Annotated in this window: 15 protein-coding genes; 8 read left to right on the forward strand and 7 right to left on the reverse strand. The window is 67.4% G+C overall.

Translation table 11 applies throughout. The features are described 5' to 3' along the window. Positions 1 to 2 precede the first annotated feature (2 nt). Positions 3 to 1,898, reverse strand: a complete 1,896-nt coding sequence (gene glgB, locus QTH87_RS12725) for a 1,4-alpha-glucan branching protein GlgB (RefSeq protein WP_286609428.1) — start codon at positions 1,896 to 1,898, stop codon at positions 3 to 5. A gap of 380 nt (positions 1,899 to 2,278) precedes the next feature. On the opposite strand from glgB, the gene QTH87_RS12730 reads away from it, so the two are divergent. Continuing rightward, positions 2,279 to 3,397: a glycosyltransferase family 61 protein gene (locus QTH87_RS12730; RefSeq protein ID WP_286609429.1), complete on the forward strand. Its 1,119-nt coding sequence runs from the start codon at positions 2,279 to 2,281 to the stop codon at positions 3,395 to 3,397. Between the two features lie 106 nt (positions 3,398 to 3,503). After that, positions 3,504 to 4,811, forward strand: a complete 1,308-nt coding sequence (clcA, locus tag QTH87_RS12735; protein ID WP_286609430.1) for a H(+)/Cl(-) exchange transporter ClcA — start codon at positions 3,504 to 3,506, stop codon at positions 4,809 to 4,811. An 11-nt stretch (positions 4,812 to 4,822) separates the two neighbouring features. On the opposite strand, the gene QTH87_RS12740 is transcribed toward clcA, so the two are convergent. Then, complete coding sequence (locus QTH87_RS12740; protein WP_286609432.1) at positions 4,823 to 5,854, reverse strand: isocitrate/isopropylmalate dehydrogenase family protein; 1,032 nt, start codon at positions 5,852 to 5,854, stop codon at positions 4,823 to 4,825. Between the two features lie 82 nt (positions 5,855 to 5,936). Between QTH87_RS12740 and QTH87_RS12745 the strand changes: the two genes are divergently transcribed. Then, complete coding sequence (locus QTH87_RS12745) at positions 5,937 to 6,848, forward strand: 2-deoxy-5-keto-D-gluconate 6-phosphate aldolase domain-containing protein (RefSeq protein WP_286609434.1); 912 nt, start codon at positions 5,937 to 5,939, stop codon at positions 6,846 to 6,848. Positions 6,849 to 6,868: 20 nt separating this feature from the next. After that, a complete protein-coding gene (gnd, locus tag QTH87_RS12750) occupies positions 6,869 to 7,882 on the forward strand; it encodes a phosphogluconate dehydrogenase (NAD(+)-dependent, decarboxylating) (protein ID WP_286609436.1) in 1,014 nt (337 codons plus the stop codon). 44 nt (positions 7,883 to 7,926) lie between these two features. Here the strand turns inward: gnd and QTH87_RS12755 are convergent, their stop codons facing one another. Next, positions 7,927 to 8,235, reverse strand: coding sequence for a hypothetical protein (locus QTH87_RS12755; protein WP_286609438.1), 309 nt, complete (start codon positions 8,233 to 8,235; stop codon positions 7,927 to 7,929). A gap of 333 nt (positions 8,236 to 8,568) precedes the next feature. On the opposite strand from QTH87_RS12755, the gene QTH87_RS12760 reads away from it, so the two are divergent. The 3 genes from QTH87_RS12760 to QTH87_RS12770 all read left to right on the forward strand — a co-directional run bounded on the left by QTH87_RS12760 (position 8,569) and on the right by QTH87_RS12770 (position 10,484). Next, entirely contained in the window at positions 8,569 to 9,063 is a 495-nt protein-coding gene (locus tag QTH87_RS12760) for a hypothetical protein (protein ID WP_286609439.1), read from the forward strand. A gap of 150 nt (positions 9,064 to 9,213) precedes the next feature. Further along, a complete protein-coding gene (locus tag QTH87_RS12765) occupies positions 9,214 to 9,846 on the forward strand; it encodes a response regulator (RefSeq protein ID WP_286609441.1) in 633 nt (210 codons plus the stop codon). A gap of 95 nt (positions 9,847 to 9,941) precedes the next feature. Beyond that, a complete protein-coding gene (locus QTH87_RS12770) occupies positions 9,942 to 10,484 on the forward strand; it encodes a hypothetical protein (protein WP_286609443.1) in 543 nt (180 codons plus the stop codon). On the opposite strand, the gene QTH87_RS12775 is transcribed toward QTH87_RS12770, so the two are convergent. Next, the gene (locus tag QTH87_RS12775; RefSeq protein WP_286610384.1) at positions 10,481 to 11,434 is read right to left on the reverse strand and encodes an adenylate/guanylate cyclase domain-containing protein; all 954 of its coding nucleotides are present in this window, start codon (positions 11,432 to 11,434) and stop codon (positions 10,481 to 10,483) included. The two genes, QTH87_RS12770 and QTH87_RS12775, sit on opposite strands and share 4 nt — an antisense overlap. A 399-nt stretch (positions 11,435 to 11,833) precedes the next feature. On the opposite strand from QTH87_RS12775, the gene QTH87_RS12780 reads away from it, so the two are divergent. Further along, positions 11,834 to 12,061: a hypothetical protein gene (locus tag QTH87_RS12780; protein WP_286609444.1), complete on the forward strand. Its 228-nt coding sequence runs from the start codon at positions 11,834 to 11,836 to the stop codon at positions 12,059 to 12,061. Between the two features lie 33 nt (positions 12,062 to 12,094). On the opposite strand, the gene QTH87_RS12785 is transcribed toward QTH87_RS12780, so the two are convergent. The 3 genes from QTH87_RS12785 to QTH87_RS12795 are packed head-to-tail and all read right to left on the reverse strand — an operon-like array spanning position 12,095 to position 14,317. Next, positions 12,095 to 13,018 (reverse strand): LD-carboxypeptidase, encoded by a 924-nt coding sequence (locus tag QTH87_RS12785; RefSeq protein ID WP_286609446.1) that lies wholly within the window; start codon positions 13,016 to 13,018, stop codon positions 12,095 to 12,097. Continuing rightward, positions 13,015 to 14,100 (reverse strand): tRNA adenosine(34) deaminase TadA, encoded by a 1,086-nt coding sequence (gene tadA / locus QTH87_RS12790; RefSeq protein WP_286609448.1) that lies wholly within the window; start codon positions 14,098 to 14,100, stop codon positions 13,015 to 13,017. Before tadA ends, QTH87_RS12785 begins: the two co-directional genes overlap by 4 nt. Next, on the reverse strand, positions 14,090 to 14,317 hold the full coding sequence (locus QTH87_RS12795) for a hypothetical protein (protein ID WP_286609449.1): 228 nt from the start codon (positions 14,315 to 14,317) through the stop codon (positions 14,090 to 14,092). The genes tadA and QTH87_RS12795 overlap by 11 nt, the downstream gene beginning before the upstream one ends. Positions 14,318 to 14,320 lie beyond the last annotated feature (3 nt).

Here is a 14,320-nt window from a genome sequence, read left to right on the forward strand (position 1 = left end):
TTTCAGGAAGAGGACTTCAGGAAAACGGTGGAAAGAGGCGGCAGCGTGAGGCACAGCGAGTGCGGGCGGCCATGCGTGCGCATCGGCGAGGCCTCGACCACGCCGAGGTTGCCCCAGCCAGCACCGCCGAAAGGCAGTGCATCGCTGTTGAGGATCTCGGTCCAGCTGCCGCCGGTGGGAACGCCGACGAAGTAGTTCTGGCGCGGCACTGGCGTCAGGTTGCAGAGCACCAGCACCGACTCGCCGCCACGCGAGCGGCGCAGGAAGGCGAACACGCTCCGAGCCTCGTCATCGGCCTCTACCCATTCGAAGCCTTCGGCCTCGAAGTCCAGCTCGTGCAGCGCCGGCTCGGCGCGCAGCACGCGGTTGAGCTCGCCCACGAGGTGCTGCATGCCCCGATGCTCCGGCAGTTCCGTCAGCTGCCAGTCGAGCTCGCCCTCGTGGGTCCATTCACGGCGCTGGGCGAACTCGCCACCCATGAACAACAGCTTCTTGCCCGGATGCGCCCACATGTAGGCCAGCATCAGTCGCAGGTTGGCGAACTGCTGCCAGGCGTCACCGGGCATCTTGTCGATCAGCGACCCCTTGCCGTAGACCACCTCGTCGTGCGAGAGCGGCAGCACGAAGTTCTCGCTAAAGGCGTAGACCATCGAGAAGGTCAGCTTGTGATGGTGGAAGCGCCGGTGCACCGGGTCCTGCTTCATGTAGGCCAGCGTGTCGTGCATCCAGCCCATGTTCCATTTCATGCCGAAGCCGAGCCCGCCGGTCTCGATGGGCCGCGAGACGCGCGGCCAGGCAGTCGATTCCTCGGCGATCGTGAAGGTGTCGGGGTATTCGCGGTACACGGCCCGATTGAGTTCCTGGAGGAAGTCGATGGCCTCGAGGTTCTCGCGGCCGCCGTTCCGGTTGGGTATCCATTCGCCGTCGCGCCGCGCATAGTCGAGATAGAGCATCGAGGCCACCGCGTCGACACGCAGTCCGTCGATGTGATAGCGGTCGAGCCAGAACAGGCCCGAGGAAATCAGGAAGCTGCGTACCTCGTTGCGGCCGTAATTGAAGATCGCCGAGTTCCATTCGGGATGGAAGCCCTGGCGCGGATCCGCATGCTCGTAGAGGTGCGTGCCGTCGAACTCTGCCAGGCCGTGGGCATCGTTGGGAAAATGCGATGGCACCCAGTCGAGCACCACGCCGAGGCCGCGCTGATGCAGGTGATCGACGAAGTACATGAAGTCCTGCGGTTCGCCGTAGCGTGCCGTGGGCGCGAAATAGCCGGTGGTCTGGTAGCCCCACGAGCCATAGAAGGGATGCTCGGTGACCGGCATCAGTTCGACATGCGTGAAGCCCGTCGCCACAAGGTAGTCGGCCAGCGCGTGCGCCAGTTCGCGATAGCCCGGCATCCGGCCGTCGGGGCGCCGCCACGAACCCGGATGCATCTCGTAGATCGACATCGGCGCGTCGAGGCTGTTGCGCTTGGCGCGGTTTGCCATCCAGTCGCCGTCGCTCCACGTGTATTCCAGCGACCAGAGCTTCGAGGCGGTCGCAGGCGGGGCCTCGGTTCGCATCGCGAGCGGATCGGCCTTTTCGAGCACGCGTCCGGTCGATGTGACGATGCGGTACTTGTAGCCGTCGCCGCGACCGGCGCGCGCCGCACTGCCTTCCCAGACGCCCGAGCCATCGCTGCGCGGGTGCAGCGGATCGGCTTCGGCATCCCAGCCGTTCCAGTCGCCGATGACGGACACCGCGCGTGCATTGGGTGCCCAGACCGCGAAGCTGGCGCCTTGCCGATCGGCATCTTCGAGCCGTCCGCCCAGCTTTTCGTACAGCCGCGCATGGGTGCCTTCGGCTAACAGATAGGTGTCGGTCTCGCCAAGTGCGGGATAAGTGGAGATGAGGGTCACGTCGGGCACGAAGTTCGCGGTAAACGCGGTAAAGGCAGACCCTCGGGCCTGGCCCTGGGAAGAAGCTCCTGTTTAGTCCTACGAGCCGTCGTTGCGTAGGCGACGAAGCGCCCGTCGCCTTGTCGGACACAGGCTCAAGGGGGAACTGGCCGACGCGTGCGGGGTCGCAGAGGCGCCTTTCGTGCTCTCGCTAATCCCGCCTTGTTTTATACAATGTAGATTATGTTAAATACATGAAGCCGTCACGCCTGACATTCTTCACGATCCCCCGCTTCTTCTCCGCCATGCACTCTCTGACTGCGGCCGGCCCCCTCCGAGCTACGACTGACTTCTTATACTGGCGCGTCCAGACATCGCGCAACGTCCTAACAGAGTCTTAAATGCACACAAATGGTCATGGGCATCGCAAGTCCTCGCGCATCACTGTCGCAGCCTTTTCGAGCTACGCGCTAGGTCTGCGCCGCCAACTGCCTTTGTTCCGGATCGGTTCGACACTCGAGAAGCTCGCAATCCGCACTTGGGAGCTCGAAGCCCCCAGCGTGTCGATCGCGAGCAAGGCCTTTTACCTCCCAGGTCAGCTCGATCGCGTCACGGGGATGGCCTACACGGACAACCCGCTGCGCGAGATGCAGGGCGGCTACGAGATCCAGCACAACCCGACCCGCGCCTTCCTGTTCAAGAACATGTGGCAGACCAACAATTCGCTCTACCGGGGCCGTTGGCGCATCGATCTCCGGGCCAGGAAGTGGCTGAGCAGGGCCCAGAAGCTGATGCCGCCGATGCAGGTGGAGGTCGAACTGGACCGGGCCTCGATCTACAGCACCTACGACGGCAACGAGTTCTTCGGCCTGTGGCTGACCGACGATTGCCCCGCCTACAGCCTCGCGGCGAACGAAGGCACGCCATTGACCTGCCTGCCGGCCGGCCACTACCCGCACCAGCTCGAATACCACACGTTGTGGGGCATGAATCCAGTGCGTGCCCAGACCGCCTATCTCAAGGAGGCGGTCATCGTCCACGACGACTGGAGCTACGGCAAGGGAAAGCACGCGCGCTTCGGCGACCTGCGCAGCCGGCTTCTGGCGCGCATGCCGCATGAACCCCATCCCGGCGTATTCATCCTTCGGCGCGACTCGGGCAACTCGCGGATCATGCGCAACGAGCTCGAGGTCGCCGAGTACCTGCGTGAAAAGCGCGGCTTCAAGGTGATGGACGTGACGCAGAACACCGCGACCGAGATCCTGACGGCCAGCGCGGGTGCTCGCGTCGTGGCGGGCGTGGAAGGCAGCCAGATCATCAACGGTCTCATGGTGCTGAACCCGGGTGCGTCGCTGCTCGCGCTGCAGCCGCCGAACCGGTTCTGCTGCGTGATCAAGAAGGCCACCGACATGGAAGGCATCCACTATGCCTTCGTCGTCGGCACGCCGACCGAGCAGGGTTTCGAGGTCGACACCCAGGAGATCGAACGCACGCTCGACCTGCTTCCGGTCGCCGCATAGCGTCTTCCCTCGATTGCTTTGCCGGCGCAAGGCGTCGAAGCGACAACCCGACGCCGCCCTTCCCTTTCGGCCCGGAAGCGCCGATGGAAGCGGTGACAATCGTCCGATGACAAGCCCCGAATCGGATGAACGCAAGACCGGAATGCTCGTCCTCGCCTTGCTGTCCGTGCTCGTGGGATGCGTGACGGGGCTCGTCTGCGCCCTGTTCCGGCTCGCTCTGCAAAAGGGCGAAGGCCTCAGATCCGAGTTCGTCGCCTGGTCGCACCAGCAGGGCTTCGTCGGCCTGCTGCTCGTGGTCGGCGGCATCAGCGCGGCGGCGGCGCTCGCGTCGGCCCTGGTCAGCAGGTTTTCGCCCAATGCGGCCGGCAGCGGCATCCCGGAGGTCGAGGCTGCGATCCATGGCGGCGAATCGGGCAATCCCGTGCGCACCGCCGTCGTCAAGTTCTTCGGCAGCCTGCTGGCCATCGGTTCGGGCCTCGCGCTGGGCCGCGAGGGGCCCAGCATCCAGATGGGCCACGCCATCGCCGACGTCACGGGACGCGTTTTCCGGCGCAGCGCAGTCGACGCCCGCGTGCTGTTCGCGGCCGGTGCGGGCGCCGGACTCGCGACCGCCTTCAATGCGCCGATCGCCGGCGCGGTGTTCGTGCTGGAAGAACTGCTGCGACGCTTCGACAGGCACAACGCCGCTGCCGCCCTGGGCGCCTCGGCCGGCGCCATCGCGGTGGCACGTCTGTTCCTCGGTTCGGAGCCGGATTTCTCGGTGCCCGAGCAGGACTTCCCGGGCTTCGCCGCGGTTCCGTTGCACCTGCTGATGGGCGTCATCGCCGGGCTGGTGGCGGCGGTCTACGCCCGGGCCATCATGGGCGCGCTCGCGATCGCCGATCGGAGCACGGGACTGCCGGTCACCGCGCGCGCCGCGCTCATCGGCGCCGCGGTCGGCCTGCTGGCCTGGTTCGCGCCGGGCTGGGTCGGCGGTGGCGACTCGCTGACCCAGCAGACGCTGCTGGGCGCCGGTTCGCTGTCGATGATCGGGCTGATCTTCGTCGTCCGCTTCATGCTCGGCCCGCTGTCCTATGCGGCCGGCACGCCGGGCGGCCTGTTCGCGCCGATGCTGGTGCTGGGGGCGCAGATCGGCCTGGTCTTCGGCCGAGTCCAGAGCCAGTGGATCGCAGGCGGCGGCCTGCCGACCACCTATGCCGTCGTGGGCATGGCAGCCTTCTTCGCTGCGGTCGTGCGCGCGCCGTTGACCGGCATCTGCCTTGCCGTCGAGATGACCGGCAGCGCCAGCCTGCTGCTGCCGATGCTGGCGGCCTGCTTCGGCGCCATGGTCGTCATGAACAGGCTCGGCATCGATCCAATCTACGACCAGCTGCGCATGCGCGCCGAGCGCAGATCGGCCTCTGCATCGCCCTGAGCGCCGACCGCTCAGCCGCCCGCGATTCGGCGCACCAGCGCCTTCGAGAAGGCCTCGGTGCCGGCCGTGCCGCCGAGGTCGCCGGTCCGCACGCGGTCGATGTTGAGCGTCTCGTCGATGGCGCGGCGCAGCCGGCTCGCGAGTTCGGGCAGCTTGCAATGGTCCAGCATCAGGGCGGCGGCCAGCAGCAAGGCGGTCGGGTTGGCGACGCCCTTGCCCGCGATGTCGGGGGCCGATCCGTGCACCGCCTCGAAGATCGCCGCGTCGGCGCCGATGTTCGCGCCCGGCGCCATGCCGAGGCCGCCCACCAGGCCGGCCACCAGGTCCGAGAGGATGTCGCCGAACAGGTTGGTCGTCACCAGCATGTCGAACTGCCAGGGGTTGAGGACCAGCTTCATCGCGCAGGCATCGATGATCACGGTGTCGAGTTCGAACCTGCCCTTGTATTTGCGTTCGTAGAGGTCGAGCCCGGTCTCCAGGAAGATGCCGGTCAGCGCCTTCATGATGTTGGCCTTGTGCACGATCGTGACCTTCTTGCGGCCGGTCGCGACCGCGGTCTTGAAGGCGTACTCGAGCAGCCGCCGGCTGCCCTGGCGCGTGTTGATGCCGGTGGCCATGGCCACCGCGTGCGGATCGCCGTCGATCGGCACGTAGTGCTCGTGGCCGATGTAGAGGCCTTCGAGGTTCTCGCGCACCACCACGAGGTCGATGTCGTCGTAGCGACCGCCCGGGATGATCGTGCGTGCGGGCCGCAGGTTTGCATAGAGCCCGAACTCCTCGCGCAGCCGGACGTTCGACGAGCGGTAGCCGCCGCCCGACGGCGTCTCGAGCGGGCCCTTGAGTGCCAGCCGCGTGTGCCGGATGCTGTCGAGCGTGGCCTGCGGCAGCGGATCGCCCGCCGACTGGACGCCCGCCAGGCCGCCGACCTGGCGGTCCCATTCGAAGGGGGCCCCGAGGGCATCGAGTGCGGCCAGCGTGGCGTCGACGATCTCGGGACCGATGCCGTCGCCGGGGATCAGCGTGGCGGGAATGACAGTGGGCATGGCTCTGACTCGCAGGAAAAGAAGGGATCGAAAGATTATGGGCGCTGGCGCGGGGCACATCGAAAGGCGCATCATCCTGCCGATGGGTCACGACCAGCCGCTCTACATCCTTCCCTTCGACCACCGCGGTTCCTTCGAGACCGGCATGTTCGGTTGGCACGGCGCGCTCGATGCGGCACAGACCGCGCAGATCGCCGCCGCCAAGCGCGTCATCTTCGATGGCTTCCTGGCGGCGCTCGCTGCCGGCGCGCCGCGCCATGCGGCAGGCATCCTGGTCGACGAGCAGTTCGGTGCCGGAATCCTGCGCGATGCCGCCGCCGCCGGCATCGCCACCGCCTGCCCGGCCGAGAAAAGCGGCCAGGACGAGTTCGACTTCGAATACGGCGAGGATTTCGGCAGCCACATCGCCGCCTTCGATCCCACCTTCTGCAAGGTGCTCGTGCGCTTCAACACCGAGGCCGACGCTGCGCTCAACGCACGCCAGGCGGCACGGCTCGCGCGGCTGTCCGCCTGGCTGCGCGCACGCGGGCGCAGCAAGTTCATGTTCGAGCTGCTGGTGCCTCCGGAGCCCGCGCAGCTGGCCCGCCTGGGCGGCGACCGCCAGCGTTACGACCTGGAACTGCGCCCTGCCCTCATGGTGGCGGCGATCGAGGCGCTGCAGCGCGCCGGCGTCGAGCCTGACGTCTGGAAGGTCGAGGGCCTCGACCGGCGCGAAGACTGCGCCCGCATCGTCGCCGCGGCCCGCGCCGGCGTCGGCCGCGGGCAAGTCGGCTGTATCGTGCTGGGCCGCGGCGAGGATGAAGGCAAGGTCGGCGAGTGGCTCGCCACCGCGGCCGGCGTGCCGGGCTTCATCGGCTTCGCGGTCGGCCGTACCGATTTCTGGCAGCCGCTGGTCGACTGGCGCACCGGGATACTCTCGCGCGAAGGCGCTGTGGCACGCATCGCCGAGCGCTACCTTGCCTTCGTCGCCATCTTTCAGGACCATCGTCCATGACTCTCGAAAAGGAAGAAAGCATGCAACTTGGAATGATCGGCCTCGGCCGCATGGGATCGAACATGGTTCGCCGGCTGCTCGCCGCCGGCCACCGGTGCACGGTGTTCGACATGTCCGCCGCCGCGGTCGCAACGCTCGCCGAGGCGGGCGCCACGGGCTCCGCGTCGCTGGCCGAAATGGCCGCCAGGCTGGACAAGCCGCGCGCGATCTGGCTCATGGTGCCGGCCGCGGTGGTCGACCGGACCATCGCCGAACTGCTGCCGCATCTCGACGCCGGTGACATCCTGATCGACGGCGGCAACTCCTACTACGTGGACGACATCCGGCGCGCGCAGGAACTCGCGGCCAGGCAGATCCACTACGTCGACGTCGGGACGAGCGGGGGCGTATGGGGGCTCGAGCGCGGCTACTGCATGATGATCGGCGGCCCGGCCAGCACGGTCGAGCGCCTCGATCCCATCTTCAAGTCGCTCGCGCCGGGCATCGGCACCATCGAGCGCACGCCCGGTCGCGCAGCCGGTGGCAGCGCCGAACAGGGCTACCTGCGCTGTGGCGACAGCGGCGCCGGGCACTTCGTGAAGATGGTCCACAACGGCATCGAGTACGGCGTCATGGCCGCCTTTGCCGAGGGCATGGGCATCCTCAAGGCCGCCAATGTCGGCAAGCAGAGGCACGACGTCGACGCCGAGACCACGCCGCTGCGCGACGCCGAGCACTACCAGTACGACATGAACCTGCCCGACATCGCGGAGGTCTGGCGGCGTGGCAGCGTGATCGCGTCCTGGCTGCTCGACCTCACGGCCAACGCGCTGACCGAGGACCCGGCGCTCGAGAAGTTCGCCGGCCGCGTATCGGATTCCGGCGAAGGCCGATGGACCATCAAGGCCGCGATCGACGAAGCGGTGCCGGTGCCGGTGCTCACGGCCGCGCTGTATTCGCGTTTCGCCTCACGCGGCGAGGCCGAGTTCCAGAACAAGCTGCTGTCGGCCATGCGCTTCCAGTTCGGTGGCCACGTCGAAAAGTCCGGCCACTGAGGTGCAGCGCCGGGCGGCAGCCGTCCGGCGCAGTTGTCTCGGCCTCAATGGCGGGTGTTTCGGAGCGCGGCCCACATCAGCGTGGTGAACGCTGCACCACCGGCCGCGGCCATCATCACCGAACTCATGGGGCGCTCGGCGACGTAGTTCCCGCCCTGCTCGCGCATGCGGCGACCTCGGGACTTCAGCTCGTCGAGCAGCTCGGCGGCGCGGCCCGGCTTCGGGCGCGTCGAGCGAGCCGCGTGGTCGATTTCTGCGCGGTCGCCACCGCCCGTGACGCGAACCGCCTCACGGGTAGCTTCGGCGATCTGTTCGGGGCTCTTGAATTCGGTTGTGTTCAGGCTGCCGTCCATGGTGGGACTCCTTAGGTAGTTGTCGGATTTGCGGGATGAGTTGGGGGATCGAAGTGGCAACGCGGCCTCCAGACGCCGCGCAGGATTCCTTCATAGACCGACGCACTGACCGTCCCTGTCGTCTCCGGCGTGAAGGGTGCGTAGTCCAGCGCTCACCCGTCAAATGCGCATTCCAAGCTGCGCGAGGAATCCGAGGCGCGCGAACGCGGCAAGGGCTGTCGACAACTTTCGTGTTCGATAAATCCACGGTTCTGTAAGAATTTTTCGACGATTGCCCGATGCAGGCCCCGCGGCTCTCGCGCTCTGCCTGGATCGAAGGAATAATCGGCCGCGATGGGACAAGCGCTATCCGAACATGAAACCGTCGCCGGCGTGCTGGTGATGCTGGTACGTCAACGTCCTCCCGCCCCCGGCGGTGGCGGCAAGACCTCGCGAACGGGGCTGCAGGCCAGCGTGCCTGTCAGCGAACGACCTGCTGTTCGGCGAGGCCTGGACGCCCTGCTCGAGCACGGCGTACTGGCGATGAGCGGCGAGAACATCGGCATCACGCCAAAGGGCAAGATCTTCCTCGCCCATGTCCAGCGCGCCCGCGGCGAGACGCCCACCAGCTACGAACAGGACGATAGCAACCCGGCGTTGCTGGCCGCCATCTCTGCCGCCATCGACGCCGACGAAAGGCTGGCGCCCCAAGGCTCCATCGACGACGTTCGCACCCTGCCCGCCCGTCTGGAGGGCTACCGGGCCAGCCGCTCGCCGCGCTTTTCCAAGGCCCTGGTGGTGATCGGCAGCCTGGCGGCCGCGGCCGCGGCCTTCGCGCTCCTGCGCTGATGCGCCAGGCGGCGGCGCGCCTGTCATCCGATTGCCCGCTCTGCAGGCGCGTCTCTCCTACGTGGCGTCGGGCCTTCGACAGACGCACGCTGGCCCCGATAGCCCGCATCCTTCTCCCATCTCAATAACTCTGACCTGAGGGGAAAGCGAATGATCAAGATCGGTATCGTGGACGACCATGCCATCGTGCGCTCGGGGCTGCGCGACTTCTTTTCGCAGCATGTGGACCTGCGTGTGGTCGGTGAAGCGGCCAGCGGACGCGAAGCCATCGATCTGGTGCGCAACCACGAGATCGACGTACTCGTGATGGACCTGTCGATGCCCGGCCAGAGCGGCATCGACGCCATTGCGATGGTGCGGGCCAAGGCGCCCGACACCGGCATCCTGATCCTGAGCGGCTATCCCGAGGAGCACTACGCGATGAACCTGATCCGCCAGGGCGCGAGCGGCTACCTCAACAAGGAGTGCGATCCCAAGGAAATCGTCGAGGCGATCCGCACCATCTCGCTGGGCCGTCGATACATTACGCCCGCAGTGGCAGAGCTGCTGGCTCGCCAGCTCGACCGCAATACCGACGCCGCCCCGCACGAGCAGTTGTCCGAGCGCGAGTTCCAGGTTTTCCTGAAGCTGGCCACCGGCGAGACCGCCGGCAGCATCGCCGAGCATCTGTCGCTATCGGTCAAGACCGTGAGCACCTACCGAAGCCGCCTCATGGAAAAGATGAACCTGGCTTCCAACAGCGATCTGACCTACTACGCGCTGAAGAATCAGCTCATCAGCTAGCTCGCGGCCGTACCGCGGATCGCCTTCGGGCGAGGTCCCTGGGCCCTAAGGGGCGTTAAGCTGGCCGGCTTTGCCGGCCGCTTTGCGTTGCCTTCATGACCACCATCCAGTCCCGCCGCAAGCTCATCGTCATCATCCTGCTTTGCGTCGCGGTCGCGGGCGCAGTCTTGCGCTACCTTGCCGCGCCAGGATCGACTGCACGCGACGTCGGGACGCTGCTGATGCTCCTGTGGGTGCCGATCATCGGCAACGTCATCGCCTGGCTGATCGGCCGGCTGCGACGGCCCGATCAGCTGGCGCCCTCGCCCTTCGACGCCCGAGGAGCCTTCGAGCCGCAATTGCAGGTCGAGCTGACGCTCCGGCCGCCCGGCGTTCCGGCGGCCGACCTGCCGGTGGCGGCCGGCGAGCATCGCTGCGCCTTCGTGGTCGGCAACGAAGCTTTCTCGGCACGCTGGTGGGTGCCCGAGGGCCGGAGCTTTCGGCGCGGAACCGTCCAGCTGCTCGAAGCCGAGTTCCTGGCGCCGGCAGTTGCCCTGCCCCGCTTCGAGGCTGGCACAGACTTCAGGATGCTGGTGGGCGATTCGTTCGTCGGCGATGGCTGCGTGATCGCGCACCTGCCGCGAACCGGGCAAGCCTAGCGCTCGCGCATGTCGCGCCGCGCCAGAAGCACGTTGCCGCCCGTGGTGTTGAAGGAGATGGTGGGGGCGCTGAAGTCGCTCAGCGGCGCGCCGAGGCCAATCTCGCCGCTGCCGTGCAGCACGCACTCGTCGCGGCGCAGCGCGATCTCGCCGCTCGCACCGGCGGTGCCGTGGAAGCGCACCCACGTGCCGTAGGTGCTGACGTCGACCAGCACGCAACTGCCCTGGCGGGCCTCGATGCGCGCATGCAGCCGCGACACGCGCGGATCGTTGACCACGAACTGCGCCTCGTCGACACGCCCGAGATGGATGGGCAATTCGGCGGCGCGGAACATCGAGCGCACATCGAGCCACGCGAGCTCGATCTGGCCGAAGGACGAATCGGCGCCGCGCGGCTGCTGCGCCAGCGTGGCGGGCATGGTGAGGAATTCGGAGACCTCGTCCTGCCAGTCGACACGATGGATCACCGGCATCTCGCTCTTGCCGCGGATGTTGATCGGGCCGAGGCTGCGGTGACGCACCTCGCCGCCATTGAACTGTTCGATCACCGATTCGGTGGCCCAGATCTGCCCAGGGCCGGCCAGGTCGCTGAGTCGTGATGCGGTGTTGACCGCATCGCCATAGCAATCGCCGTCGACCTCGACCACCTCGCCACTCGCGACACCGATCTGGAGTTCCATGCGCAATGGCGCGGGCCAGGTCTGCAGGCGCTTCTGGTGATTGCGCTGCATCTCGAGCACGGCCTTGGTGGCGCTGACGCCGTCGCCGAATATCGCGAAGACGCCATCTCCCAACGATTTGACGACACGCCCGCCATGCGCCTCGCAGACGCCGCCGATCCACTGCGTCAGACGCGTCACGGTTTCCGTGGCGCGCGCGTTCCCCATGGCCTCGAAGACTCGGGTACTTCCTGTCAGGTCAGCGAATACAACGGTGGAAGTGGCGCCCATTTGTGTGCAGTTTTTGGTAGCTCTCGCTAAGAGATTATGGCAAAGCGGGGGCTGAAGGCGGTCACGCACGCTCAAATCGGGTGCGTTGCGTCCGAACATGTTGCTTTTTCAATTAGTCACAAGGATACCGGGCGCCTGAATACCAAAAAGTAGAACTAAGGTATCCATTCCTGAAGCGTTTCCTTAACAGATTCGTGAAGAATGTTGTTTTTGAACATGAAATGATGTTTCCACGCTTGTGTGGTCATGGGGTGAGGCTTAACGTAGCACCCTGTCAAGACTTTTCGACTACGCGTGCATCTCATGGTGTCCCCCAGCAGTCTTCTTCGCTTTCTGTCCTTTCCGGGGCTCGGCTTGCGCCGTTCCTCCGATCGCCAGATGGGGCAGATTCGCACCGCCATGCTCTCGCTGTTGCAGGTCCATGGCGGCCACACGATGCAGCGCGTGGCGCAGCGCGTGCGCTTCGCCGGCGACCTCGAAGCCCTCTGGTATCTGCGCCAGGACGTGCTGACCGCGCTCAGTGCGGTCGACGGTGAAGTCGCTGCCCGGCGGCAGATGCGCCAGATCAACCGCCTGTTCAAGGGCGGCCTGCCGGGCACGATGGAACCGCGCAGCCACACCAGGTAGGCCTGCGCGGCGCCGGGGCAGCGCCCCGGTCTTTCAGTGCATGTGTCCCCAGACCATGAAGACATCGCGGCCGTCCGCGGCCAGCTCCACCTTGGCACCGACCGGCAGCAGCACCTTGGTCGGCACATGGCCGTACGGCAGCCCGGTCAGCACCGGCGCCTTGATCTGCTCTCGCAACCTCGCCACCACCGTGTTCATGCCGAAGCCCCGGTCATGCGGCGCCTTCCGGATTCCCGTGAACTGGCCGATGACCACCGCCTTCTGACGCGCCAGCACGCCTGCGTGGCGCAGCTGGTCGAGCATGCGCTCGACCCGGTACGGGTGCTCGTTGATGTCCTCGAGAAACAGCACGCCCTTGTCGATCTGCGGGAACCATGGCGTGCCGAGCAGGCTGGCGAGCACGCACAGGTTGCCGCCCCAGAGGGTGGCGCCATGGATGCTTCGCAGCGCCGGCTGGTCAGCGCTGTCGCGTGCCGGCATGCGCCAGCCCGTGCCTTCGCCCTGCCCGGCCAGGAGGTCGTCGAAGCAGGCTTCCATGATGTCGTCGGGGCCGGCCTCGGCGCCGAAGTCCTCGCCGAGCGATGGGCCGGCCCAGGTGGTGGCGCCGGTCTTTGCCAGCAGCGCGAGCTGGAATGCCGTGAAGTCGCTGACGCCGACGAAGCGCGTGCCGCCGTGGATCGCCTTGGCCACGGCCTTGTAGGGAATGGCGTCGAGGATGCGCGTGAGCCCGTAGCCGCCGCGCGAGATCAGCGCGACGTCGGCGCCGCTGGCCGCTGCGCGCGCGATGGCAGCGAGCCGCGTGGCGTCGTCGCCGGCGAAACGTTGATGCACCGCGAGCGCGGCTTCGTCGATCTCGACCTGGTGACCCAGCGCCTGGAGGCGCTTGATGCCGCGCCGGAAGGCGGCCTTGTCGCGCACGGCGCTCGACGGCGAATAGATGTAGATGTGTTTTTTCACGGGGCGAAGTATCCCATTGCCTCCGTGGCGAGGATCTCGGCCTGCGCGGGCGTAGGGCCTGAGACGGCTTCCGGGATCGCCCCCAGCGCCCGCAGCCCGGCCTCGTAGCCACGATCGGGAAAGGGCGCTCGCCAGGCCTCGTGCGCGATTCTTCCGGCGCCGTCGGGCGCAGTCCGCACCGAGGCGAAGCGACCGGGCTCGGCCTCGACCCAGAGCGCGGCCAAGGTCGCGGCGCTCGCACTGTGCACCAGCGCGACAGGCTGCGGCTCAGGCGCCACGCGCGCGAGCCAGGCGCGCAGCACGTCGCGGTGCCAGGCCAGGCCGTGCGCCGATTCGCGCTTGGGCTTGTCGCTGCGGCCGAAGCCGATCAGGTCAGGCGCCAGCACGCGCAGGCCCGGACGGGCCGCGAGATGGCGAAACAGGTAGCTCCACTCGCCGGCACCGTGCAGGCAGACGCAGGTGCAGGCGGCATCGCGCGGGCCCTCGTCGAGGTAGTGCAGGCGCCAGCCGTGCAGCTGCGGCAGGTCGTCGAGGTAGTGCGGCTCGAAGGGGTAGTCGACCAGGCCGGCGAAGCGCCCGGGCGGCGTGCGCAGCGCATCGTCGCGCAGCGGCTCGGCGGTCTCGCGTGCCGCCTGGCGCCGGTCGCGGAAGAAGTCCTGCAGCAGCGACTGGCATTCGTCGGCAAGCACGCCGCCCCGCACCTCGGTGCGATGGTTCAGGCGCTGCTGCGCGAACAGGTCGACCACCGAGCCCGCCGCACCGGTCTTGGGGTCGGCGGCGCCGAACACCACGCGTGCAAGGCGCGCATGGAGCATCGCGCCGGCGCACATCGCGCATGGCTCCAGCGTGACGAACAGCTCGCAGCCGTCGAGCCGGTAGTTGCCGAGCGCGGCACCGGCGGCGCGCAGCGCGTTGATCTCCGCGTGGGCACTCGGGTCGTGCAGTGCGATCGGCGCATTGCGCCCGCCGGCCACGCGCCGACCGTCCTTCACGAGCACCGCACCGATCGGGACCTCGCCGGCCGCACCCGCCTGCCTGGCCTCGGCCAGGGCAAGCGCCATCCACTCGGCGTCAGTTGTCATCGGGCATCGCGCGCGGCTGCGTCGCGGCATCGAGCGACTGCCGGATCTGCCGCTGGATCTGCTGGCTTTGCGCGCGCGCATCGCCGGCCGGAACGCTGCCGGTGGCAGCCGGCAGCGGGGGCAGCACCGGCGAGGCGACGCTCGACAGCTGCTTCTTCGCCAGCAGGCCGACGATCAGCAAGGCGAGCAGCAACCCGATCACGCCGAAGACCCGCATCGC

This window comes from Variovorax jilinensis, assembly GCF_030316885.1.
GTDB classification, from domain to species: Bacteria; Pseudomonadota; Gammaproteobacteria; order Burkholderiales; family Burkholderiaceae_C; genus Variovorax; species Variovorax jilinensis.

Coding starts and splice junctions, on each gene's coding strand:
- QTH87_RS12730 (WP_286609429.1), top strand. CDS start 2,279: ATGCACACAAATGGTCATGGGCATCGCAAGTCCTCGCGCATCACTGTC.
- tadA (WP_286609448.1), bottom strand. CDS start 14,100: ATGACAACTGACGCCGAGTGGATGGCGCTTGCCCTGGCCGAGGCCAGG.
- QTH87_RS12775 (WP_286610384.1), bottom strand. CDS start 11,434: ATGGGCGCCACTTCCACCGTTGTATTCGCTGACCTGACAGGAAGTACC.
- QTH87_RS12780 (WP_286609444.1), top strand. CDS start 11,834: ATGCTCTCGCTGTTGCAGGTCCATGGCGGCCACACGATGCAGCGCGTG.
- QTH87_RS12760 (WP_286609439.1), top strand. CDS start 8,569: ATGGGACAAGCGCTATCCGAACATGAAACCGTCGCCGGCGTGCTGGTG.
- clcA (WP_286609430.1), top strand. CDS start 3,504: ATGACAAGCCCCGAATCGGATGAACGCAAGACCGGAATGCTCGTCCTC.
- QTH87_RS12740 (WP_286609432.1), bottom strand. CDS start 5,854: ATGCCCACTGTCATTCCCGCCACGCTGATCCCCGGCGACGGCATCGGT.
- QTH87_RS12795 (WP_286609449.1), bottom strand. CDS start 14,317: ATGCGGGTCTTCGGCGTGATCGGGTTGCTGCTCGCCTTGCTGATCGTC.
- QTH87_RS12765 (WP_286609441.1), top strand. CDS start 9,214: ATGATCAAGATCGGTATCGTGGACGACCATGCCATCGTGCGCTCGGGG.
- QTH87_RS12755 (WP_286609438.1), bottom strand. CDS start 8,235: ATGGACGGCAGCCTGAACACAACCGAATTCAAGAGCCCCGAACAGATC.
- gnd (WP_286609436.1), top strand. CDS start 6,869: ATGCAACTTGGAATGATCGGCCTCGGCCGCATGGGATCGAACATGGTT.
- QTH87_RS12770 (WP_286609443.1), top strand. CDS start 9,942: ATGACCACCATCCAGTCCCGCCGCAAGCTCATCGTCATCATCCTGCTT.
- QTH87_RS12745 (WP_286609434.1), top strand. CDS start 5,937: ATGGGTCACGACCAGCCGCTCTACATCCTTCCCTTCGACCACCGCGGT.